At 60.6% G+C, this 22,739-nt stretch carries 25 protein-coding genes and 1 pseudogene; 10 read left to right on the top strand and 16 right to left on the bottom strand.

Going from position 1 to position 22,739, the window contains the following annotated elements:
* The 5 genes from VGO04_RS07730 to VGO04_RS07710 all read left to right on the top strand — a co-directional run.
* The coding region (locus VGO04_RS07730) for a TonB-dependent receptor domain-containing protein (protein WP_327495367.1) at nt 1-643 on the top strand (643 nt) is incomplete at its 5' end.
* A gap of 55 nt (nt 644-698) precedes the next feature.
* The gene (locus tag VGO04_RS07725; protein ID WP_327495366.1) at nt 699-1,616 is read left to right on the top strand and encodes an ABC transporter substrate-binding protein; all 918 of its coding nucleotides are present in this window, start codon (nt 699-701) and stop codon (nt 1,614-1,616) included.
* 27 nt (nt 1,617-1,643) lie between these two features.
* Nucleotides 1,644-2,633 carry an iron ABC transporter permease gene (locus VGO04_RS07720; RefSeq protein WP_327495365.1) on the top strand — a complete coding sequence of 330 codons (990 nt, stop codon included), beginning with the start codon at nt 1,644-1,646 and terminating at the stop codon, nt 2,631-2,633.
* Nucleotides 2,630-3,637: an iron ABC transporter permease gene (locus tag VGO04_RS07715; RefSeq protein ID WP_327495364.1), complete on the top strand. Its 1,008-nt coding sequence runs from the start codon at nt 2,630-2,632 to the stop codon at nt 3,635-3,637. The genes VGO04_RS07720 and VGO04_RS07715 overlap by 4 nt, the downstream gene beginning before the upstream one ends.
* Nucleotides 3,630-4,436 carry an ABC transporter ATP-binding protein gene (locus VGO04_RS07710; RefSeq protein ID WP_327495363.1) on the top strand — a complete coding sequence of 269 codons (807 nt, stop codon included), beginning with the start codon at nt 3,630-3,632 and terminating at the stop codon, nt 4,434-4,436. Before VGO04_RS07715 ends, VGO04_RS07710 begins: the two co-directional genes overlap by 8 nt.
* Nucleotides 4,437-4,576: 140 nt before the next feature.
* Here VGO04_RS07710 and VGO04_RS07705 read toward each other — a convergent pair whose 3' ends face one another.
* A complete protein-coding gene (locus VGO04_RS07705; protein ID WP_327495362.1) occupies nt 4,577-5,053 on the bottom strand; it encodes a hypothetical protein in 477 nt (158 codons plus the stop codon).
* A 480-nt stretch (nt 5,054-5,533) separates the two neighbouring features.
* Between VGO04_RS07705 and VGO04_RS07700 the strand changes: the two are divergent.
* Nucleotides 5,534-6,321, top strand: a pseudogene (locus VGO04_RS07700) (DUF1194 domain-containing protein); the annotation flags it as partial.
* A gap of 161 nt (nt 6,322-6,482) precedes the next feature.
* Here VGO04_RS07700 and VGO04_RS07695 read toward each other — a convergent pair.
* From VGO04_RS07695 to VGO04_RS07680, 4 genes are all read right to left on the bottom strand, one after another.
* Complete coding sequence (locus VGO04_RS07695; protein WP_327495361.1) at nt 6,483-7,238, bottom strand: SDR family NAD(P)-dependent oxidoreductase; 756 nt, start codon at nt 7,236-7,238, stop codon at nt 6,483-6,485.
* Between the two features lie 145 nt (nt 7,239-7,383).
* Nucleotides 7,384-8,364 carry a LysR family transcriptional regulator gene (locus VGO04_RS07690; RefSeq protein ID WP_327495368.1) on the bottom strand — a complete coding sequence of 327 codons (981 nt, stop codon included), beginning with the start codon at nt 8,362-8,364 and terminating at the stop codon, nt 7,384-7,386.
* A 313-nt stretch (nt 8,365-8,677) separates the two neighbouring features.
* Nucleotides 8,678-9,373 carry an SDR family NAD(P)-dependent oxidoreductase gene (locus tag VGO04_RS07685; protein WP_327495360.1) on the bottom strand — a complete coding sequence of 232 codons (696 nt, stop codon included), beginning with the start codon at nt 9,371-9,373 and terminating at the stop codon, nt 8,678-8,680.
* A 266-nt stretch (nt 9,374-9,639) separates the two neighbouring features.
* Nucleotides 9,640-9,849 (bottom strand): dodecin, encoded by a 210-nt coding sequence (locus tag VGO04_RS07680; protein WP_327495359.1) that lies wholly within the window; start codon nt 9,847-9,849, stop codon nt 9,640-9,642.
* Between the two features lie 524 nt (nt 9,850-10,373).
* On the opposite strand from VGO04_RS07680, the gene VGO04_RS07675 reads away from it, so the two are divergent.
* Nucleotides 10,374-10,919, top strand: coding sequence for a LysR substrate-binding domain-containing protein (locus VGO04_RS07675; RefSeq protein WP_327495358.1), 546 nt, complete (start codon nt 10,374-10,376; stop codon nt 10,917-10,919).
* A gap of 95 nt (nt 10,920-11,014) precedes the next feature.
* Here VGO04_RS07675 and VGO04_RS07670 read toward each other — a convergent pair whose 3' ends face one another.
* Nucleotides 11,015-11,197 (bottom strand): hypothetical protein, encoded by a 183-nt coding sequence (locus VGO04_RS07670; RefSeq protein WP_327495357.1) that lies wholly within the window; start codon nt 11,195-11,197, stop codon nt 11,015-11,017.
* Between the two features lie 321 nt (nt 11,198-11,518).
* Here VGO04_RS07670 and VGO04_RS07665 point away from each other — a divergent pair, with 321 nt between their 5' ends.
* Nucleotides 11,519-11,902 carry a PAS domain-containing protein gene (locus VGO04_RS07665; RefSeq protein WP_327495356.1) on the top strand — a complete coding sequence of 128 codons (384 nt, stop codon included), beginning with the start codon at nt 11,519-11,521 and terminating at the stop codon, nt 11,900-11,902.
* A 343-nt stretch (nt 11,903-12,245) separates the two neighbouring features.
* The gene (locus VGO04_RS07660; RefSeq protein WP_327495355.1) at nt 12,246-12,542 is read left to right on the top strand and encodes an antibiotic biosynthesis monooxygenase; all 297 of its coding nucleotides are present in this window, start codon (nt 12,246-12,248) and stop codon (nt 12,540-12,542) included.
* A 74-nt stretch (nt 12,543-12,616) separates the two neighbouring features.
* Here VGO04_RS07660 and VGO04_RS07655 read toward each other — a convergent pair whose 3' ends face one another.
* On the bottom strand, nt 12,617-12,907 hold the full coding sequence (locus VGO04_RS07655) for a hypothetical protein (RefSeq protein WP_327495354.1): 291 nt from the start codon (nt 12,905-12,907) through the stop codon (nt 12,617-12,619).
* Nucleotides 12,908-13,602: 695 nt separating this feature from the next.
* Here VGO04_RS07655 and VGO04_RS07650 point away from each other — a divergent pair.
* Nucleotides 13,603-14,511, top strand: coding sequence for a GGDEF domain-containing protein (locus VGO04_RS07650; RefSeq protein ID WP_327495353.1), 909 nt, complete (start codon nt 13,603-13,605; stop codon nt 14,509-14,511).
* 97 nt (nt 14,512-14,608) lie between these two features.
* On the opposite strand, the gene VGO04_RS07645 is transcribed toward VGO04_RS07650, so the two are convergent.
* The 9 genes from VGO04_RS07645 to VGO04_RS07605 form a co-directional block, all read right to left on the bottom strand.
* Nucleotides 14,609-14,908 (bottom strand): hypothetical protein, encoded by a 300-nt coding sequence (locus tag VGO04_RS07645; RefSeq protein ID WP_327495352.1) that lies wholly within the window; start codon nt 14,906-14,908, stop codon nt 14,609-14,611.
* Nucleotides 14,909-14,989: 81 nt separating this feature from the next.
* Nucleotides 14,990-15,373 (bottom strand): RidA family protein, encoded by a 384-nt coding sequence (locus tag VGO04_RS07640; protein ID WP_327495351.1) that lies wholly within the window; start codon nt 15,371-15,373, stop codon nt 14,990-14,992.
* Nucleotides 15,374-15,383: 10 nt separating this feature from the next.
* Nucleotides 15,384-15,770: a RidA family protein gene (locus VGO04_RS07635; protein ID WP_113536134.1), complete on the bottom strand. Its 387-nt coding sequence runs from the start codon at nt 15,768-15,770 to the stop codon at nt 15,384-15,386.
* A gap of 26 nt (nt 15,771-15,796) precedes the next feature.
* Nucleotides 15,797-17,257, bottom strand: a complete 1,461-nt coding sequence (locus VGO04_RS07630) for an NAD-dependent succinate-semialdehyde dehydrogenase (protein ID WP_327495350.1) — start codon at nt 17,255-17,257, stop codon at nt 15,797-15,799.
* Between the two features lie 14 nt (nt 17,258-17,271).
* On the bottom strand, nt 17,272-18,657 hold the full coding sequence (locus VGO04_RS07625) for an aspartate aminotransferase family protein (RefSeq protein WP_327495349.1): 1,386 nt from the start codon (nt 18,655-18,657) through the stop codon (nt 17,272-17,274).
* Nucleotides 18,658-18,696: 39 nt separating this feature from the next.
* Nucleotides 18,697-19,746 (bottom strand): ABC transporter ATP-binding protein, encoded by a 1,050-nt coding sequence (locus tag VGO04_RS07620; protein ID WP_327495348.1) that lies wholly within the window; start codon nt 19,744-19,746, stop codon nt 18,697-18,699.
* Between the two features lie 15 nt (nt 19,747-19,761).
* The gene (locus VGO04_RS07615) at nt 19,762-20,592 is read right to left on the bottom strand and encodes an ABC transporter permease (RefSeq protein WP_327495347.1); all 831 of its coding nucleotides are present in this window, start codon (nt 20,590-20,592) and stop codon (nt 19,762-19,764) included.
* Entirely contained in the window at nt 20,589-21,440 is an 852-nt protein-coding gene (locus VGO04_RS07610; protein ID WP_327495346.1) for an ABC transporter permease, read from the bottom strand. The genes VGO04_RS07615 and VGO04_RS07610 overlap by 4 nt, the downstream gene beginning before the upstream one ends.
* 129 nt (nt 21,441-21,569) lie before the next feature.
* On the bottom strand, nt 21,570-22,643 hold the full coding sequence (locus VGO04_RS07605; RefSeq protein WP_327495345.1) for an extracellular solute-binding protein: 1,074 nt from the start codon (nt 22,641-22,643) through the stop codon (nt 21,570-21,572).
* Nucleotides 22,644-22,739 lie beyond the last annotated feature (96 nt).

Genomic DNA, 22,739 nt, shown 5'->3' with positions numbered 1-22,739 from the left:
AAAGGCAAAGACCTACGAAATCGGCACCCACTACGAAGGCGATGCCCTGAGTGGCGAGTTGACCGCCTTCTTCATCGATTTCGACCAGGAACTCTATCTGAGCCGCAACATCGTCGGCGAGGGGCTGTGGACCGATCTCGGTGCCACCAAGCACCAGGGCATCGAAGCGGCGGCCCGCTATGATCTGGGCAGCCTCAGCAACACGCTCGACGGCCTGTCGCTCTATGCGAACTACACCTATACCGAGGCCACCTACGAGGCCGGCCCCTTCGCGGGCCGGGACCTTCCATTCTATTCGCGTCATTTCGGCACGATAGGTGCAAGCTACCGCTACGAGGACTGGGTGCTCAACGCCGATCTGTCGGCGCAGTCGAACCAGCGGTCGCCCGGAAACGCGGTCGAGGGCGCGCCCTATGTGGAGGAAGAGGATGCGACCGGTCGTCTCGGCGACATCCCGGGATACGGAACGGTGAACCTGCGTTTGGCCTATCAGCCTGAAGACAGGGAAAACGCTCCCAAACTTGCGTTCGGTGTCAAAAACCTTCTCGACAAGGAATACTTTACGCGCTCGACTGACAACAATGGTGGCAAGTTCGTCGGACAGCCGCGCACCTTCTTCGTCAATGCGTCGATCGCGTTCTGATCAACAGCTTGCGCCGGTCCGGCGCAGCAAGAACAACATGGAACCGGATAGACCCATGAGCAGACTGACCCGCCGATCATTCAGCCTCGCCGTCGTGATTGCGGCCTTTGCCGGTGCCTCCTTCGCAAAGGCCGAGGACGGGCCACGCACGATCGAGCACCGGCTCGGCACCACGGAGCTTCGCGGCAAGCCGCAAAGGGTCGTTGCCCTCGAGTTTTCCTTTGTCCAGGCGCTCGATGCGCTCGGTGTCGCGCCGGCTGGCATTGCCGACGACAACCAGACGAAGCGTATCGAACAACTGCTCGGCAAGACGATCGACTACGCTTCCGTCGGCACCCGCCTCGAACCCAATCTCGAACTGATCAGCAATCTTGCGCCGGATCTGATCATTGCCGACGAGATCAGGCATTCGGCGATCTATCAGCAGCTTGGTTCCATCGCCCCGACCATCGTGCTCAACAGTTGGGAAGGGGACTACGAGACGATCAAGGCATCGGTCGTCACCATTGCCGATGCGCTCGGCGACAGGGCCCGAGGCGAACAGGCACTCGCAGAGCATGAGGCGCGGATTGCCGCCCTCGTTGCCCGGATTCCGAAGGGTGAAGAGCGGCGGATCCTGCTTGCCGTCGCCACGCCGGATGCCATGAGCCTGCACACCTCTGCCTCCTTCACCGGTTCGGTATTCAAGGCCATGGGACTGACACCCGCGATTGAAACGAGCGATCCGGTTGAAAGCGGCGCAGGCCTGGAGCGACTTGTCTCGGTCGCTCCCGATATTCTGCTGGTCGCCACCGATCCGGGCGGAACTGTGCTCGACCAGTGGCAGGACAACGCCGTCTGGAATGCCATCCCGGCCGTCAGGAACAAGATGGTCTTCGAGGTTGGTCGCAATCAGTTTTCCCGTTTCCGTGGCCTCAAAACTGCGGAGATGATCGCCGGTGAAGTTCTTGCCAAAGTCTATGATGCCAAATGAGCGCCGCCCGGTAATGATGGAGAACGAATGACGGATCGTGCGCGCCATCCCGTTCTGATCGGGGCGCTTTGTTTTCTGCTCCTGGTTGGCGTGCTGATCGCCGGTGTATCGTTCGGCGCATCCGGCCTTTCGGTCGGCAATGCGTTGCGGCTGTTGGCGGTGCCGGATACGTCGCCCGAAAGCGCGCTCGTCTGGGAGGTCCGGCTGCCGCGCGTCGTTCTGGCAATGCTCGTTGGGGCAAACCTTGCAATTGCCGGGGTCCTGATCCAGACGCTGACCCGCAACCCACTCGCCTCGCCGCAGACCTTCGGCATCAATGCCGGCGCGTCGCTGGCCATCGTCGCTTGTCTCATCGCCTTTCCTTCGCTCAAAGGTGCGGGCACCGTCGGGCCCGCCTTTGCCGGTGCCGCGGCGGTCGGGCTCGCCATGTGGGCGCTGTCTGTATCCGGCGTGATGAACGAATTGAAGCTGGCGCTTGCCGGCGTCTCCATCCAGCTCGTGCTATCGGCTCTGGTGCAGGCGATCCTGATCGCCAACAATGCCGCACAGGACATCGTCTACTGGCTCGCGGGCTCCTTGACCGCCGCGCAATGGCCGAAGGTCTGGCTGATCCTGCCGTTCACCCTCATCGGCGGCGGGCTCGCGCTTGCCGGTGCCCGTCACTTCGGCGTTCTCGCCCTCGATCAGACGACGGGTCTCTCGCTCGGGCAGAATGCCCGGTACACCGGTGGCTTAGCGGCCATCCTGATCGTTGTGCTCGCGGGATCGGCTGTTGCGGTATGCGGGCCGATCGGTTTCATCGGGCTCCTCGTTCCCCATATCGTTCGCCGGCTTGCAGGCGGGGATCTCGCGGTTGTCCTTGTGCTTTCCGCCATCGTCGGACCGCTCCTGCTCGGCACGGCCGATCTCTTCGGTCGCATCGTTGTCTTTCCCGCCGAAATGCCTGTCGGCGTCGTAACCGCGCTCATCGGGGCGCCGGCGTTTCTCGCCATTCTTTATGGCCGGAGAGCCAGATGAAGCATGCGCGCGAACACCACGAGGATCGGCGTGCTCTCGTCGTCGGTGGGGCTATGCTGCTGTTGCTCGGTCTGGTCTCGCTCTTCGGCATCATGATCGGTGCGATCAATTTGAGCGTCGGCGAGGTTCTTTCAGCTTTCGGTGGCGGCAAGAATGCCTTCATCGTCATGGAGTACCGGCTGCCGCGCGTTGCAATCAGCATCCTGGCAGGGGCCGCCTTCGGTCTTGCCGGGGTCTTTCTCCAGGGCGCGCTGCGCAACCCGCTCGCCTCTCCCGACGTCGTCGGCATCACCAAATGGGCGGGGCTCGGCGCCTTTTCCGCGGGGCTGATGACCCCTCCGGCCTGGTCTGCATGGGCGATCCCGCTTGGTGTGATGGCGGGTGCCCTTTTCGGGGCGCTGGCCTTGCTTGCGATCGGTCGGAGGTTTGGCGGCAGCACGACGGCGCTTGCGCTCACGGGCGTCGCTCTCGGCATGTTCGCGCAGGCGCTGATCCAGTATGTCATGGTTCTCTTCCCCAGCCGGGCCGACCAGTCGATGGTCTGGCTGGCCGGCAGCGTCTATGGCAGCACCGGGGCGGATGTCGCCGCACTTTCACTCTGGCTTCTTTTCTGCCTGCCAGTGGTCGTGATTGCGGCCCGAAGGCTTGATGCCGGTGGCTTCGGCGACGACACATTGACGAGTATCGGACTTGCGCCGTCCTGGCTTCGCGGCGGCTTGATCGTCGTCTCGGTTCTGCTCACCGGCGGCGCGGTTGCAGCCGTCGGCAGCATGGGTTTCCTCGGGCTGCTCGCGCCTCATGCTGCCCGCCTGATGGTTGGCCCGCGCAGCCGGCACCTGGTGCCCGTAAGCGCAGTTCTCGGCGCGCTCGCACTGTCGATCGCCGATCTGGCCGGGCGCGTCGTTGCGCTTCCGAACGAGATACCGGCCGGCATCGTCGCAGCCGTCATCGGTGGGCCATACCTCGTCTTCCTGCTGTTCAAGGAAAAGAGCCGAAATGACTGAGCACCATCCAGCCCGGCTCTACTGCCGGAACCTCACGGTCGGCTACGGCCAGACGAAGGTCCTTAGGGATGTCGACGTCACCATCCCGGACGGCCGGATCACGGCACTGATTGGTGCGAACGGCAGCGGTAAGTCGACGCTCCTGCGCACGCTCGCCCGCATCATCCGTCCTTCGGCTGGAGCGGTTTATCTCGACGGCCAGCCGATCGCGGCGCTGCCAAACCGAACGATCGCGCGAACGCTGGCGCTGCTGCCGCAAAACCCGGTGTCGCCTGACGGCCTTACCGTGCGGCAGCTCTGCCGCTTCGGCCGTCACCCGCACCGCAATCTCCTGTCCAGGCTCTCGGGGCGCGACGAGGAGATTATCGAGCAGGCCTTGGCCGTGACCGATCTCCTGCCGATGGCCAATACGGACCTATCGCGGCTTTCGGGTGGCCAGCGCCAGCGCGCATGGATCACCATGGCACTCGTCCAGGAAACGCCGCTCCTTCTGCTCGATGAGCCGACGACTTATCTCGATATCGCGCACCAGTTGGAGGTGCTTGAGGTTCTAAGGTCGCTGAACAGGAACCAGGGACGCACGATTGTCATGGTCGTGCATGATCTCAATCACGCGGCTCTTTATGCCGACCACATCATTTCGCTCGTCGACGGTGGTATTCATGCCGCCGGGCCGTCGGCGGAACTGTTGCGGCCCGATTTGATCAGGACGGTGTTCGGGGTCGAGTCGTTGGTCATTCCCCACCCGGTACACGGTGGTCCGCTGTGCGTTCCACTCGCACGACATGGCGCAGGTTAGAGTTCTTCGGCGTCGGCGGAACCCAGACGGACCGAACGCCGGCCACGCGGCTGCGGAACGTTGCGGTTGGGTCGACAAGGGGGCATCCTGCACCCTGCCTGAGGCGCGGATGCAGCCAGAACGCCATTGCCGCTCGGGTCTCACACGTTAAACCAGGCAGCGGCCGCGAGGAACACAAGCCCGACGCCAGCGACCCGGAACCAATGGTTGTGCGTCGTTTGACTCAGTAGTCCGGGCGAGCCCGGCTTGCCACTTAAATAGCGATCAGTGACGTCGCTATCGGCATAAGCGATGTCCTCATCGTCCCAGCCGTAGCCGGTTGATACCCGGGGGGGCCAGCTTGCTTGGAGGTTGGTCTCCTCAATCTGCCTGAGACTTTGCTCCTGCATGGCCTTGAGAACCTCCGCCCTTGGCTCGGTCGTTTCGATTATCCTCACTTCCGCAAGTTCCGCGGCGTCCAGAATCGCCTGACGAGTATGGATTCGCCCTCCAGTGCGGTAGAGCCTGACAAATTGTCGATTAAGCTCCGCCTCGCTCAGGTCGCCGAACAGAAGAATTGGATCATCGGCATTCTGATGTGGCCACGCGACCACGTGGAAATATCGCTGCTGCTTCATCGGTTGCTCTCCATTGTCAGATGGAGCGAACGAACCTGGGGCCTGCCAGCTGTTGCTGAGGTTCCGGCAAACGCGCCGAGAGGGCACCCAGAGTTCTGCGTCGAGGTAACGACATGAAGCTAGTGTCCTCCAAAACCAACTGGGCGGCAATTGTCAGGTCTTGCCGCAGTATGCTGATCGGAAGTCTCCTATAGCCGTCGGCCCGAAGTGGCCCGCTTCAGACGGGTTGCGTGCGACAGGCGCTACCCGTCAGGTGCCTGGTCAGGTTAGCCATCGGACGGCGATCTGAAGCCTTCGATGAGGCTGATCGCAACGGGTCGCCCCCTCTCCCAGGGGGCTCGTTCGCTCGATAGATTTTTTCTATTGATCAATCGACCCTGCGGCCTTGATGCCTTGCCTGCCTCCGGCATAGATGAGCGCATGAGCACGAACTTCCGCCTTGTGGTATCCTGCGGCAAGGACACCGTGGGGGACTATGCGATGTTTCTCGTGTTGGTTCTGATCCTTGCTCTCATTGCGTATCCGTTGCGGGCCGCCGCAGGGTCTCCGGACGTCGATTTGGAACTCGTCCTAGCGGTCGACACGTCGGGCTCCATGGACATCGGGGAGGCGCGCGTACAGCGCCTCGGCTATCTGGAAGCGCTCCGACACCCGGACTTCATCAAAGTCGTCAAAGGCAGGTATCTGGGCCGCATTGCCATCGGCTATTTTGAATGGGCGGGGCGGGTGGAGGAAACGTCGGTCGTCGCCTGGCAGGTGATCGAAGACGCCGAGGACGTTGAAGCCTTTGCCGCCAAGCTCGAAGCCCGCCCGATTGGCACGCGACATGGTACCTCGATCTCGAGCGCTATCCGTTTTGGCACGAACCTCATCGAAACCAACGCCTATTCCGGTGCGCGTCGCATCCTCGATGTTTCCGGTGACGGCTACAACAACACGGGACTGCCAATGGCAGTCGCCCGCGATGACGCTCTGGCGCGTGGGATCGTGATCAATGGTTTGGTGATACTGATCAGGCCCACCGATTCAACCGTTCCGCTCGACCAATATTACGCGGAATGTGTCATCGGCGGCCCTGGCTCCTTTATGATTCCGGTGCGCAAGCCCAAGGACTTTGCGAGCGCCGTGCGACGGAAGCTGTTCCTCGAAGTGAGTGGGCTGACGACTGGCTGGACTCCGCAGCTGGCGGTCGTGCGCCCCTCAGTCGATTGCTTGGTCGGAGAGAAATATCCGAGCTTTCTTGAACCGGCATTCCGGAATTGAATCGTTCACTGTCCATCCGCCACTGCGGCAACCGCAGCACTGAATGCCGCATAGCTACCGGGCCCCGCCAGAAAAGTTTCCAGGGACAGCGAGCCGACGGTGCGCGCGCGAGCGTGCGCCATTTCCTCTTGAGAAAAAGGGGCGGCATCATGCCGCCCCTTTGGTTTCAGACCTGGGCCTGTCCACCGTCGGCGAAAAGTTCCGCGCCGTTGACGAAGCTCGCGTCATCAGAGGCGAGGAACAGCGCTGCCTTGGCGATTTCTTCCGGCTCGCCGACGCGGCCAAGCGGGATGCGCGACGCGAGGTAGTCGAGCAGGCCTTGCTGTTGAGCCTTGTCGTCACTCACGAGTTCGACCAGGCCGGGCGTACGGGTGGCACCGGGCGAGACGACGTTGACGCGAATGCCCGTCTCCTTCAGATCGAGCGCCCAGGAGCGGGCAAGGTTGCGTACCGCAGCCTTCGAGGCCGAGTAAACGGAGAAGGCGGCCGTGCCTTCGGTGCCGGCGGTCGAGCCGGTGAGCACAACCGACGAGCCCTTGCCAAGCAGCGGCAGAGCCTTCTGGACAGTGAAGATCACCGCCTTCACGTTACGCCCGAACGTATCGTCGATCTGCTCTTCCGTGATTTGGCCGAGCGGCAGCATCGTGCCGCCACCGGCGTTGACGAAGAGCACATCGAGGCGCCCCTGCTCGTCCTTCACCTGGGCGAACAGCCTGTCGAGGTCCTCGTTTTTGCTGGAGTCTGCCTGAACGCCGATAACTCCGTGGCCGATCTCGGCGACGGCCTTGTCGAGCACATCCTTGCGCCGGCCGGTAATATAGACCCGAGCACCTTCGGCAGCGAATAGCTTTGCAGTTGCAAGGCCGATACCGCTGGTGGCTCCGGTCACGATTGCGATTTTGTTTGAAAGTCTGTTGCTCATGGCAGTCTCCTGTGTTTTTGGGCGCGCGCACGGGCTCAGCCCTTGCGCGCTTGGGCTGTGATCATATCGAAAGCTGTTCGGTGTAGGCGGCGTTGGCTTTTGGTAGGCCGCCTCGTCGCCGTCTGATGGGGAAGAAGTTAGTCCGTCAGCGGCCGGGAGAGAAGTTGCCCGGCATGGAGACATTATCCATCAGGATGGATGATGGAACGCCGCTGCCGTCCAGTCGGCGCGCGTCAAAGGCTGCGAAGAGCTGTACCGCCCATTCCGTGAACGCCCGCAGTCTTGGGTTCTCGAACCGGTCCGGCGGGTAGACAAGATGCAGAACGTGATTTTCCGGCTTCCACTCAGACAGCATCTCGACGAGCGTCCCATCGACGAAGTGCGGTCTGGCCAAGAAGCCGAATGTTTGCCCGATCCCAAGCCCGGACAAGAGCGCTGTCAGATGTGCCGTACTCTCGTTCACGGCAATTCCGCTGGACGCGTTGATCTCCAGTCGCTCCGCACCGCGAACGAACCGTAGCGGAAAACGTCTGCCGGAGGTGGCGGAGAAGTAGCTGACAACCTGGTGACTGGCGACTTCGTCCGGGTGCCGCGGCGCCTCCAGTCCTTGCAGATAGGAAGGCGCAGCGCAGACGACGTAGTCGAACTCGCACAGGCGACGTGCCTTGAGCGACGAGTCCGCCAGTGCTCCCCCGCGGATGACGCAGTCTATGCCTTCGCCGATCAAGTCAGTCGCACGATCGCTGACACCGAGGAGCAGTTCAATGTCGGGGTATTGGCGTCGGAAATCGTCGAGTGCCGGGATGAGAATTCTGTTGGCGAGCACGGAGCCGATATCGACCCTTAGTCGGCCCCTTGGTGTGCTGCGCGAGCCTTTTACCGTTCCATCCATGTCGTCGAGGTCGGCGAGCAACCGCAACGCCCGCTCATGATAGGCAATGCCTTCCTTGGTCATCGCCACCGAACGCGTCGTGCGCTCGACCAGCTTGGTGCCGAGATGAGCCTCGAGATCTTGAACCATCTTGCTGACCGACGACCGTGGCAGGTTCATCGAATCTGCCGCCTTGGCGAAAGATTCCGCTTCGGCAACCCGGACGAATGTGCGTATGGCAAGGAGTTGATCCAACGGGGGCCTGCTTGACTTTGTGTTGACCGCGACGCTCAAGACGTCGACGAGAACAATATAGACAATCAACTTCCGCGGCTATGCAGGTTCCAGCACAGAGCGGTATGGTCTCGAGCTTTCTGAAGCGCTCATGGCACGACGAGGCAGATGTCACGACCTAATACGCGCGGACTGGCCAGAACGCAGAGATGGCGAGAGATGGCAGTCGACGTTCAGGACCAGGAGGCGTGTTGTCCTCCTCGGGTCGTCTTCGTCGAGCCGTCGCGGGCGTGTTGGGTCACGGTTCACGTGCGGGCCGGTCTGTAGTGCCCCACTACCACTCAATTGAACTACCGTCGTAGGCGAAGAAGTGACCTGTGTCGTTTGGTTGCAATTGGCCCAAGAGCCCAAGCATGGCGCGCGCGCTTTCATCTGGCGCCATCCTGTTGCGACCTGCGGCGTAACCATCCGTCAGTTGCGTCGCAACGGTACCGGGATGAAGTGTAACGACCGCCGCTTTCGGGTGGGTGCGGCCTATCTCGACCGAAGCGGTGCGCACGATCTGGTTCAAGGCTGCCTTCGAGGCTCGGTAGGAAATCCAGCCCCCCAGGCGGTTGTCTCCGATCGAGCCGAGACGTGCGGACAGGAATGCCATCACGGCTGGTTCTTGGCGGCAGAGCTTTGCAGAAAAGTGTTTGAGCACCAGCGCCGTGCCGAGCGCATTGAGCGCGAACTGCTGCATCATGGCGTCCGGAGTGATCTGCTTCAATGACTTTTCCGGTCCGACGCCGTCAATGGTCAACCCGCCGGTCGCGCAGAAGATCAAATGGAGCTCGCCGGAGGTCCTCTCCGCCGCTTCGGCAACGCTTTCTTCATTCGTCACGTCGAACCCATCGATCCGGCGCGAAAGCCGGACGAGCTCAAGGCAATAGGGATCACTGTGGAGCTCATCGGCAACTGCGCTGCCGATACCGCCGCTCGCTCCAATCACCAGCGCCCGATAGGCGTGTGGGCGGAATACGTGCGCCATTCTCTGTAGCCCTCCTGCAGAACGAGCGCGATTTCAGGGCCCAACGGGTGCCCGGAGGAACGCCCAATCTTCGTGCAGTCTATCGCAACGGGCGAGGTACGACGAAATCGCGTTCGTCAGCTGTTCCGCGCGTTTGACGTTTTCAGGGTCGGCCAGAAGGAATGCAGACAACAGGGCATCGAACAGCACCACTACCGGTACGTTGTTCTCCGATATGACAGGGTGATTGGCGCAGGCAGACAAATTGGTTGCTTGCAGACATGAGGTCAGTCGTCGATCCGGAACCCGACTTTCATGACCACCTGATAGTGGGCGACTTCACCATCCTTGATGTGCCCCCTGATTTGTTCGACTTCGAACCACTCGAGGTTTCTCATCGTCTTTGAGGCCCGCGCGATAGCGGTCTCTATCGCGTCTGTGACGGAGGTTTTCGAACTTCCGACAAGCTCGACCTTCTTGTAGACATGGTCACTCATGCGATCCTCCAGTTTACGGTGAGAGAAAGCAGTACGGTGTATCCAGGCGCGGTCTGCGTGTTCTAGTGACGCCTGGATTTTGACCTCGATTGACGATCCGCAAAATGCAGATCCTTGTCAAACCCGCGCCTGTCGTCAGGAAGTCTTGGAAGACGATCACCTCAATCGCGATGATGGTTTCAAATGAGTGGTATCAGGCCGCCAGGTGGATCGCTTGTGTTCTAAGGAACTCGACGAGTTGGCGTTTCGTAAGTAATTCCAAAACATTAGATGCACAGCTCCAACGGGTGAATTGCGGTGTTCGGAGGCAGCTGTAACCTAAGAGGGTGCGATTTCAGCTGGCAACGACCCCTGCTGCGGCCGCATTGTAGTCCAATTGGGGCAGCGGTTCGTAAGACCGGGCCCCTTTTTTCACCTCTGCGATTGCGCTCCAATGGGTACCTCGACCCGTGACTGGTGTCGTCAACAGTGGGACGTTCGATTTCGACTATTGAGCGGCCGCAGAGAATTTTATAAGACAGCTGTTGCCGGAGGAGAAGGAAAGCGCTCCGACACGGGCCTGGCGCAACGCGTTCTCTGACCTCGAGGCGCGTGCCATGGACATAGCTATCGTCCCGGTCACCGACATTCCACCGCGCTTCCATAGCGTGCCTCTCTACGAAGAAGACTTCGTCATCGCCATGCGAGCCGGCCATTCCTTTGCCCGCGATGCGACACTGCGCCGCTACGTGGAAATGCGGCACCTGGTCGTTTCACTGACGGGAGACCCTAGAGGTTTCGTTGATACATCACTTGACCAGCAGGCGCAGAGCAGGCGCACCGCGTTGACGGTGCCAAATTTCATGCTCGCGCTCGCAATTGCAGCTGGGAGCGACCTGCTCGTTGCCGTACCTCGACGCTTCGCTGCAATTTACGCTCCGCGTTTTGGCCTGCTGACGGTTGATGCTCCGTTGCCATTGCCCCGCTTCAAGCTGAGTGCGGTTGCGCCACGAGCAGCGACGATGGATCCCGGCCTGAGTTGGCTGCTCGGGGTGCTTTTGTCGGCCTGCGAGTTTCAGCAGCCGCCTTGATCGACCCGGAGGGTTCCTGTCGTTAACGACAAGTACGCAACATCGCCGTCTCCTCCGGAGATGTCACCGTCAGGTCGGAAACGCGATGCCTCGTGTTATTCAACAGTTGCTGGGGGAGGCACTTCGCCACCGTCGTCGTGCGCGATTGCCTCACCGAGCGGGGTTGCCGTGATGGCCTTGATCTGCTGAGCCAGGTCCGCAAGCTTTCCCGCAATGTCCTGCAGGTCTGCAAGCGCGTTCGTGCCATCGCAAGTGTCTTCGACGCTACGTTCGTCCACGTGTTCGTCCTCCGTCAACTTGGGTGGTCAGTATATTTCCACTCGGAAATATATGGCTATGGCGCAAGGCGCGTGGTTTGCGCGCAGGACAACCAAACTCATGACCGGCAGAATCTGGAGTGTTTACCGCTAAGCTCATCGTTTTTTGCTGGGCGAAGAAGTTTCGCGAAGTAATCTGGTCGAGGCTATGGGACGGGTGATGGCAGTGTTTGTGAGTGCGTGCTAAATGACTTGAATGTACGTGCCTAAGCGGCAATGTCGCGGTGATCGTCCCAACGAAATCTGAGAGGCTCGATGGAAGGGGAAAGAGAGCGTACGTTCGTGGTCGAGCTCACCGACGCGGAGACCACGGACTCCGGGATCTTCACATGGGACATAACCCAGGACCTCGTCTATGGAGATTCAGCCTTGGCCGAGCTCTTCGGCCTCGTCTCTGAAGAGACGAACCAGGGTTTGCCGTTGAAGCTTTATCTTGATCGAGTCCATCCAAACGACCGACCTCGCTTGGCCAGAACGATCACTCAAACGATAGTCGGCGGCCGAGCGCAGCAGTCCTTCTACCGCGTCAAGACAAGGGGTGAAGTCTACGTTTCGGTGGTTGCGTTTGGAAGGTGTTTCCGTGATCGCAATGGCACACCGGTGCTTTACTCCGGCATGGTCGTCCTTGAAAGCGCAACCTCGACAAACGACAACCGATGGCATTGACCGCAGTAACGGCCGCATAAATGCCCCGCGGTTCTTGACCTTTGTATTGGCGCCGAGCCTTCAAGCGACTTTGCTCGGGAGAAACTGACACGAATTGTTACTCCAACTTGTGGGTTAACCCGGCATTAGATCTCCCTGTTGTGTCTTGTGGATGTTCTCTACACGCTCAAGACGTTCAGATTTCTAGGAATTCGCTTTCAGGCCCCGCAGGGGTCTGTCCCACGACGTATGGAATGAGGAAGATCCACGTTTCACATCGGGCGCGTTCCCCATTAGACCACCCACACCTACCGTTCTGACTGGAGGGATGTTAGTTTCAGAGACCGAACTCTGGGGGGCCGTCATGATCGCATTCAATGTCGTCCGTTTCAAAGTCAAGCCGGGCATGGATGCCGCTTTCCTTGCCGCACATCAGGGCATTGCGGAGAGCTGGTCAGGCCTTCGTCACGCCAACATTATCCAGACTGGAGAGGGACGTTACTGCATCATCGCTGAGTGGGAGAGCATGGAGGCGCTGGCAGCGAGCCGGCCTCAGATGATCGCTACGCTTGACAGCTTTCGTGAGACGCTTGAGGACCTCGGTGGAGGCATGGGTGTAACTGACCCCTTCGCAGGGCCTGTCGTCTTGTCACCGAAGTAGAGTGTTGGCTCGACCCCGAGAGAACCTCAAGGCCATCATCGGGTGGCGCGCCCATTCATTCGCGCACGAACCTACTATCGCACCATGTGCCTTTGCTGGGCCCGCCCGTACGCCCGGTCAGTTTTGCGCGCCCCTGCTGCCAAAGAAGTTGGTGGCTGGTGCGAAGCTGCGATTAGCTGCGCACCTATCTGCGTCGCCTGCTCGCTGTTCAGTCTGAACTGGAGTGCGGATATGTTGGCGAGATCTGGATCGACGCTGAATTCGCTTCTCAGCAAAGTGCCGCCTGTTTCCTCGATCGCAATCTGCCAACCGACGACCGTTGAAGCCTTTACGTTGCCGTGAATATCAATGTTCCAAGCGTTCATGAGCGTGCAACCTCGTTGGTGAGCAAGTTTGTGGCGGTCGGCGGGCGGACCCTATGGGACGCATTGTTCCCTTGCCGAAGACGCCCACGTCGTAAAGTGCCCGTCCGACGACCTGGAATGCTACGGTAACGATCGTGGCCGCAAGTGTGAGTGCCGCGCCAAGACGTGCAACTTTCATGCGGCGTTGCCGCACGCCGCTCCAGTCGTATGCCATCGATACACCTTCTGAACCGTGGTTTGAGGATGTTCCGCTTTTGTCGGCAAAACCGTAACCCGTGGGCGGGGTTACGGTTCTGAGTTGCCGCGATACGCTGGAATTGGGTCGGCGACTGATTAAAGTCTGCTACGTGATGGTTAATTTAGGGTTTACTAAAAATGCATCGCGTCCTTCCAGCGACGTTTCCCGTGCCCAACTCGACTTCATATCCGCTGCTGGCGCCACTTCACGCGTCGGCATCGCTCGTGGCTGGTCTTGAGGGCGGCTACATGCCGGGGCAACCAACGTGGATCGCAATCGTTCCTCACGACCCGCGTCGATGAGGAAATCGGGCGAAACCGTTCGCTCCTTGAAGCCAGCCAGCTTCTCCACACTCGACATCGCTATTCGCTAGAAGTTTAACGACTGAGTTAACTGTTATGGATCGCCAACGTTCTAGGTTTCCGCCCGCTGGGGTGGATTTTCCGAAAGGGAACAGATGTTAGCTAAGGTTCAGTCGTCACTGGCACTCAAGTTGTTTTTCGCTTCCTTCATAAGCACCCACCTTCCGCTCGTGGTTGCACTCGCCTATTACGTTCAAAACCAACATCTCGATCCGAAGACGACGATCGTCCTGCTGCTGGCTGCAACAGTAGCAGGTACTGCCCTTTGCCTGGGCACTCTTTGGCAACTCCTGCATCCGCTCAAGCAACTGCGTATCGCGATACTCCAGTACCGGAACGCGCAAATCGCAAGCGCCCTGCGCTCAACGCGCAGAGACGAAATTGGCCTGATCACAAACGCGTTTTCCGCTCTTACGGAGGAGCTGTCGCGGACGATCTCGAAGCTTGAACACCAAGCGACATCGGACCCGATGACGGGTCTTCGCAACAGGCGCTGGTTGATCGATAACGCCTCCGCGGCGCTTGCCCGCGCCAAACGCGAAGGAACCGGCCTCTCCGCAATCGTGATGGATCTCGATCACTTCAAGGCGATCAATGACCGTTTTGGGCATGATGCCGGCGACCGGGCGCTAACCGCTGCCGGCGCGGTGGTTCTTTCCTGCATCCGCCCGTATGATCTTGCGGCACGTATCGGAGGCGAAGAGTTTGCCATTCTGCTCCCCGGTTGCGATCAGGCGTGCGCGACGGAGATCGCGAACCGGATAAGATCACAGCTTGCAGGGATTTCGATCCTGCCCAGCGGGGCGCAATTGACCGCAAGCTTCGGGGTTTATGAGGCGGAACCGGAGACCGATAGCCTCTCCAAGATCTTGAAACACGCGGACACGAACCTCTATCAGGCAAAACGCGCCGGTCGGAACCGGGTCATTGGATCTCAAGCGAATCAGCCCGATGCATCTCTGAGGCCTGCGCACGAAAGGATCAAATCGACGCGAGACGCTTGACCACTTCCGCTGCGACCGTTCTTCTAGGAGTATTCCTAGGGTTGACGACGAGCACGGTTGGTCAATGAGCGAGATCCAGAACAAATCTGTAGCACTTCTAACGCAGATCGAAGGGGCTCTCGCTCACTAGTCGCCGGCCGACCGGGCCCGATCCTTCCTTGAGAAATCTCTGGACCTCTATTTCGCGCTCGGCGGCAGTTCCGATGGGGCCGTTGAGATTCTGACGCAGCGGCGGGCCGACGCGCGAACGCGGGTTGAATCGGCAGTCGCCAACGTGATGATCGAGCTCGCCGCCGCGAGCCAGCTCAGCGACATTGACATGATCCAGGCGGCTTACAACCGCCTCCATGTCGAACTCAATGCCCCGCGTCCAGACAAATAGATCGGCTTGTCGCATTTGGCTTCGGGTCCATCTTTGCGAGACGATTGACGCCGCCGGTTCGACCTGCTTCAGACTACTGGCGCACAGATTGCCCTTTCACGGCGATGGCGAAAGGACAGCGGTTGCGAGCACTTCCAGGCGTATTCCGTCGGAAAGAAGATCAGCTACGACGGTGGCACGGACTGGGTAGGGTGCCGAAAAGAACTGCCGATAGACTCGATTCATGCCGGCTGCGTCCGCCTTGTCCGTGAGATAGGCCTGAATCTGCACGACATCGGCGAGCGTTCCGCCGGCCGCTTCGAGCGCCTGCTTCAGGTTCAGGAAGACCCGGCGGGCCTGTGTCTCGATGTCACCCGTGATCAGTTCGCCGGTCGCCGGGTCCTTTGCAATGTGCGCGGAGCGCACCACGCGCCCCGCCTTGACTGTGGCACTCAAAGGCGCCTTTGAAGGCGCGATACCGGTTTCGACTTTCTCAAACATGATCAGCACCTTAAGCGCTGTCGCCGAGAACGGCGTGGGCAAGGATTTCAATGCGAAGGCCTTCGGCGAGAAGCTCCTTCACGACCACGGTCGCACGCACCGGATAGGGCTCTTTGAAGAACTCCGCGTAGACCTTGTTCATGCCTGGGGCGTCCGATCTTTCAGTGAGGAAGACCTGAACCTGCACAACATCGGCCAGCGTGCCGCCCGCGGCACGGATCGCGATGTCGAGATTTCCGAGCGTGCGGCGAGTCTGGGTTTCGATATCGCCGGTTACAAGATCGCCGTTGACAGGGTCTTCAGAAATATGGACCGACCAGACGAGATTTCCGGCCCGCACGACCTCGCTGACTGGCGCGTCGCAGGGGTCTGATCCGGTATCGATGGCTTCAAACATTCTGTTCTCCAAGAAAATATGGCGGCTCATTCGGGACGCGCGTCGAAGCGGGTCACGAACTTCGTGTTGAGGTAGCCGTCGAAGGTTTCAATTCCGCCTTCGCTACCATAGCCGCTATCGTTGATGCCACCGAAAGGCGTTTCGGGTAGCGCCAGGCCGAAGTGATTGATGCTGACCATCCCGGCGGCAAGTGCTTGCGCGGTGTGCTGGGCTCGACTGCTCGACGCGGTGAACACGTAGGAAGCAAGGCCAAAGGGAAGACTGTTGGCACGGCGTATCACGTCGTCGAAACCGGAAAACGGCGTGACGATTGCAATTGGACCGAAGGGCTCCTCGTTCATCAATTTCAGGGCATCAGACCCGCCGGCGACGACCGTTGGCGCATAGAAGTAGCCGGTATTGCCGATGCGGTTGCCGCCGGTCACGATCTCGGCTCCGCGGGCGTGTGCATCCTCTACGAAACCTTCCATCGCCGTCACCCGCCGGGCGTGGCAAAGCGGCCCCATCTGCACGCCCTCGTCGAAGCCACTCCCAACCTTCGTTGCGGTGACCTTTTCGCTGAAGCGCGAGAGGAAACGGTCATAGGCTTTCGCCTGCACGTAGAACCGGGTCGGCGAAACGCAGACCTGCCCGGCATTGCGGATCTTCTGGGCGGCGAGCGCGTCGGCGGCAGCGTCAACATCGGCGTCGTCGAAGATGATCGCAGGAGCGTGGCCGCCAAGCTCCATCGTAGAGCGCTTCATATGGCGGCCTGCAAGCGAAGCGAGCAGCTTGCCCACTTCGACGGATCCCGTAAACGAGATCTTCTTCACCGCGGGCGCCGAAAGCAGCGTTTCGGAAATATGCGAAGACGATCCCCAGACGATGTTGAGGCAGCCGTCCGGCAGACCCGCCTCCTGCATCAGCCGGCCGATCGCGACGGTGGAGGAGGGGGATTCCGCCGGCCCCTTCAGGATGATCGTGCAGCCGCTCGCAAGCGCCGCCACGACCTTGCGAAGCGCCTGGCTGAACGGAAAGTTCCAGGGGGTAAACGCGATGCAGACACCGACGGGCTCGCGCGTGACTGCCTGCTGTACACGTGGATCGCGCGAAGGGACAAGGCGACCATAGATGCGCCGCGCCTCCTCCGCATGCCAATCGGCATGGTCGGCCGCAAATCGGATCTCGCCGATTGCTTCCGCCAGAGGCTTGCCCTGGTCGAGCACCATGCTGCGGCCGATGTCTTCGGCATGCTTGCGGGCGAGATCGGCGAAACGGCGCAGAATCTGTCCGCGGTCAAGCGGGGAGCGTTCCCTCCAGCTTTCGAATGCGCGCTGCGCGGAGGCGACGGCGGCCGAGAGGTCAGCATCGGAGGCGCATGGCAAATAGCCGATGACCGCGCCACTGGCGGGATCGATGACCGTGTCCCGCCGCTCAGTCTCATAGACCCAACGGCCATCGATCAGCATACCGAGCCGCTCATAGGAATGTGCCCGGGCGGTGGACATGGCGATCTCCGACATCACGCGACGTAGCCCTGGCTGCGCGCCCACGAAAGCGTATCATCCAGGGCAAGCTGCATGCGGGCCATGAGATCGTCGATCTGCTTCTCGGTGATGATCATGGCGGGGCAGAGGCTCACCATGTCGCCAAGGCCACGGGTGAGCACGCCCCGTTCTGTTGCGAACTTGCCGGCATGGTTGGCGACCTGCCAGGCGGCCGGAAAGTTCTCTTTCGTTGCCTTGTCTTTGACGAATTCAAGACCGGCCACAAGTCCGACGCCGCGGGCTTCACCGATCAGCGGGTGTTCGCCGAGGTTGGCGATGCCTTCCTGAAAGCGCGGGCTGACGGCGCGCACGTGAGAGACGATGTCAGTCTCCTGATAGATCGTAAGGGCCTCCAGCGCGACAGCCGCCGCAACCGGATGACCGCCATAGGTGTAGCCGTGCGAAAATGTGCCGATCTTGCGGCTCTGGTCTACGAGCACATCCGCGATCTTCTCGTTGATCATCAGTGCGGAGATCGGCATGTAGGCTGCCGAAAGCTGCTTTGCGCAACTGATCATGTCCGGTTTCAGCCCGTAGGTTTCTGACCCGAACATGTTGCCGGTGCGCCCAAAACCACAGATGACTTCGTCCGCGACGAGAAGGATGTCGTACTTGTTCAGAACTGCCTGAAGCTTCTCGAAATAGGTCCTTGGCGGTGTGATCACGCCACCGGATACCATGACCGGTTCGGCGAAGAAGGCCGCCACCGTGCCCGGTCCCTCCTCAAGGATCATTTGCTCGAGGTTGCCGACCAGCCTCGTTGCGAAGTCTTCCTCGCCCTCACCGGGTTCGGCAAACCGCCAGTAGTGCGGGCAGTCCGTGTGCAGGATATTGGCAATCGGCAGATCGAAATCGCGATGATTGAACGGCAGGCCGGTGAGGCTTGCGGTCGCGACCGTCACACCGTGATAGGCCTTGCGGCGCGAAATGATCTTCTTCTTCTCAGGCCGTCCAACCGCGTTGTTGTAGTACCAGACAAGCTTGATCGCCGTGTCGTTCGCCTCGGAACCGGAACCGGCAAAGAAGACCTTCGACATCGGTACCGGCGCCATTTCGAGCAGTTTTTCTGCGAGGCGGATACCCGGCTCCGTCGATTTGTGGGCGAAGGAATGATAGAAAGGCATTGTCTTTAACTGCCGCGTCGCCGCTTCCACCAATCGCGGTTCACTGAACCCGAGCCCGGCGCAGAAGAGGCCGGCAAGACCTTCGATGTAACGCTTTCCCTGATCATCGACGACGTAGATCCCCTCACCACCGGTAATGACATGCGGCCCAACCTCCTGGTGAACCGCTAGATTGGTGTAGGGATGGACGAGGCTTTGCCGATCCAGGGCGTGGAGGGAGTTGGGACGGTCGTTCATGGCAGGCTCCAGGGTATGCTTGATTGCGCTTTGCGATTGTCAGGCGATGACGTGCACGTCTTCGCTGCGCCAGGTGACGTGGCACTCGGAAGCGCCGTCGAGCCGTCGTGCATCGACGCCGGGCACGCGCATGCGGATCGCCTGCGCGCCGAGCTTGCCGATGACCAGAAGGTTGTCACCGTAGTTGATGGTGCTGTCGATCTTCATCGCCTGGCGGCTTGGGTCCGCTCCATCGGCAAGGCGGATCATTTCGGGCCGCAATAGCAATTCGGCTTTGCTGTTGCGGTCACTGCCTGCAGCCTTGGTGTCGACGACCCCAACTGACGTCTCGTAGCGGCCATCGCCAAGAGAGGAAGCGGCAATGATGTTGCTGTCGCCGATGAAGGAGGCGACGAAGCGTGTCTTCGGCGCGAAATAGATCTCATTCGGCGTGCCGACCTGTTCGATGCGTCCCTCGTTGAAGACGGCGATCCGGTCCGACATCGTCATGGCTTCGGACTGGTCGTGGGTGACATAGACCATGGTAACGCCGAGGTCGCGGTGGATGCGCTTCAACTCCACCTGCATGTGCTCGCGAAGCGCCTTGTCGAGCGCGCCGAGCGGTTCGTCGAGAAGGATGATATCGGGTTCAAAGACGAGCGCACGGGCTAGCGCCACACGTTGTTGCTGTCCGCCGGATAGTTCCGAGGGAACGCGTTTCTCGAAGCCCTGGAGGCCTACCTTCGCCAGTGCCTCCCGCGACCGCCGTTCTTTCTCGACCTTTTCCACGCCGCGCATGCGCAAGGGGAAGGCGACGTTGTCGGCGACCGTCATGTGCGGGAAGAGGGCGTAGTTCTGGAAGACCATGCCGATATTGCGCTTGTGCGGCGGCAGCTTGTCGATGGCGCGTTCGCCGAGACGGATTTCGCCACTCGTCGGATGCTGGAAGCCGGCAATCATCATCAGCGTCGTGGTCTTGCCGGAGCCGGAGGGACCAAGGAAGGAAACGAACTCGCCGGCCTTGATGTCGAGCGACACGTTGTCGGCGGCCATATGCTTGCCGTCGTAGCTCTTGTTGACGTTGCGAAGTGTGAGAGAACGGGCGTTCATGGCTGTGCTCCTTGATCAGGATGCCGCCGCAGCGGTGTTGGTGGCGCCGTTTTCGAGCGGCTGACGTGTGGTCCCGGACCGGCGGCGCACAAATTGCGGCGCAAGCCAGACGCAGACGCCAGCCAGAACGAGCAGGAACAGGAAAGAGGACGCAGCCGAGATCGTCGGATCTGCCTCCTGGCGGACCGCATTGAACATCTGGCGCGGCAAGGTCGCCCTGTCGCGGCCGGAGATGAAGAGCGCGATCACGGCTTCGTCGAAGGAAGCGATGAAGGCGAAGAGGCCGGCAACGGTGAAGGCTGGGCGCAGGATCGGGAAGGTGACCAGCCGGAATGTCGTGAAAGGCGACGCGCCAAGGTTCATGGCGGCCCGCTCGACGGACCGGTCGAACCCTTTGAGTGCCGCCGTCAGGATCAGTGTCGCCATCGGCATGGCGATACAGCTATGGGCGAGGACGACGCCAAGGTAGCTCTGAACGAGGCGCAACTGGCCGAAGTACATGTAGTAGCCAAGCGCCATGACGATGGTCGGCACGATCATCGGCAGCATGATCAGGAGATTGAATAGTCCACGGCCGAAGAAGATATGCCGAACCAGTGCGAAGGATGCGGGGATGGCAAGGCAGAGCGTCACGAGTACCGTTCCAAGACCGATGATGACGCTGTTGATGAGCGGCTCAGTCCAGTTGGGGTCCGAGAAGAAGTTGATGTAGTTGGCAAGCGTGTAGCCGGGTGGCGGAAAGGTCAGAGACGCAGCCGAGCTGAACGACATCGGGATGACGATGAACATCGGTGCTGCGACAAAAAAGGCGATGAGGAGCGCAAGCGCGCGCACGAACGGGTTCATCGGTCACCTCCTGCCCACAGCCGGTCAAGGCCGAAGAAGCGGTTGTAGAGAGCGTAGACGGCAAGCGTCAGGCCGAGCAACACGATCGAGATTGCCGAGCCAAGCCCGAAGTCGAGCGTCTGTTCGATCTGGTCGCCAATGATACCGGCGATCATCTGGTCGCGCGGGCTGCCAAGCAGCACGGGCATCACGTAGAAGCCGAGGCAGGAGATGAAGACGAGCGTGCAGCCGTTGACGATGCCGGGTGCAGAAAGCGGTAGATAGACGGTGAGGAAGGCCCGCCGCGGGCTGGCGCCCAGGCTTTCCGCAGCACGGACGTAGAGAGGATCGATGCGCTTCATCACCGAGTAGAGCGACATGGTCATGAACGGAATGAGCGCATGGGTCATGGCAAGCGTTGCGCTGAAGGTGGTGAAGAGGAGCTTGGGCGCCGGGTCGAAGCCGAGCCAGGACAGCAGCGCCGTGACCGGCCCCTGGTTGCCGAGGATGACCATCCAGGCATAGGTGCGCACGAGATAGCTCGTCCAGAAAGAAAGGGCGACAACTGTCAGAAGGAAGGTCGCAAAACGCTTCGATCCGTTGGCAGCGGCATAGGCGAGCGGATAGGCGAAAAGGAGTGCAAGGGCGGTGACCAGGAAGGCGGTCCTGAAGGTCTGATAGAGCACCGACGCAAACAGGCTCGAATGCAGAAGCCGTCCGAAGTTCTGCAGGCCGACCACCGGCTGCGAGATGCTCATCCAGCCGACATAGGCAAGCGGCACCAGGAAGAACACCGCAAGGAAGACCGCTGCCGGGGCCATCAGCGGTATCGGCCCCTCCGCAATGGGCGAAAACGATCTCTGCTTCATGTCAATGCTCCCTCAGTACCCTGATCGGGGAACCCCGATCTTCATGCCGGTGGCGTCGGGACGCCCCGGGCGATGCACCTGTTTTAAGATCCTCCCGGTTCCGCTTCTCGCCGAACCGGGAGGCTTGCATCAAAGGCCGACCCAGCTCTCGAAGCGGCTGCTCAGTTCGTCGATCTGCGCCGTCAGCTTGGCGCCATCGAGCATGACGGCGCGGGCGAGGTGATCGGGATAGGTCGGCATGGTCTTTGCCACTTCAGGCGGGATGAAATCGAACGATTTCGGGTTCATCGGGCCGTTCTGGTCGGCGATGCAGAACTTCGCGAGGCCTTCAGCGTTCTGGCCGATATGGCTAATCAGCTTGAAGCCGTTTTCGGCACGCGGGCTATCCTTGGCGACGATCCAGCACGCCTGGTCGACAATCGACTGATCCCAGACGATCTCGATCGGTTCCTTGGAAGCCTTCTTGGCGCCGGCGGCATCACTGTCCCAAAGGCCGGCCATGTCGACCTCGCCGTCGGTCAGGATTTGGCGGGCCTGCGGGCCTGCCGTCCACCAGACACGCACGTTGTCCTTGACCTTGTCGAGCGAGGCGAAGGCACGGTCGAGATCATAGGGGAACAGTTGGTCGGGGGAAACGCCATCGGCGAGCAGCGCGATAGCGAGAACACGGGCGGCGTGGCGTTGCAGGCTGCGGTTGCCCGGGAATTTCTCGACGTTGAAGAAGTCAGCCCAGTTTTTCAGGCCGTCCGGATACTTCGTCTTGTTGAACGCGAGCTGCGTGGCGAAGCCATGGGTCGAGAGCCCGTTTTCATAAATGGCGCCCTGCCAAAGCTTGGACGCGTCGACATGGTCGCTGAGCGTTTCCAAAAGGCCGGCTGCATTCGCACGGGCGACGTCGGCGACGCCCAGCGTCGTGACGTCGAACTCAAAGACGCCGGTCGTCTTCTGCGCGGCGAGCTTGGCGAACGAGATCGGCGAAACCGTGCGGATCTCGATGCCGGTGTCGGCCGTGAAGGGATCGAAGAGGAACTTCTTGACGGACGCTTCCCAGTCGCCGCCCCAGGTGTTGACGTAAAGCACGTTGTCCGCAGCACTTGCGCGGCGCACGAAGGGTGAGGCGAGCATGGCGGCCCCGAAAAGGCCGGCACCGAGCACTGCGCGTCGCGACACCGGTATTGCCGATGCTTTTTTGAACGTGTCCATTCGTTGTTCTCCTTAGTCGAACGGTCGTTGATTGCTGTTCCCCGTGGCCGCTCGCGAGCCTGGCGGCGGCCCTTCTTGCTTGGGAATTTCGTTTCC

The sequence above is a fragment of the Ensifer sp. genome, assembly GCF_035999185.1.
Classification (GTDB): Bacteria; Pseudomonadota; Alphaproteobacteria; order Rhizobiales; family Rhizobiaceae; genus Ensifer.
The sequence above is the reverse complement of the archived record's forward strand: the minus strand, read 5'-3'. Positions and strand labels throughout refer to the sequence as shown.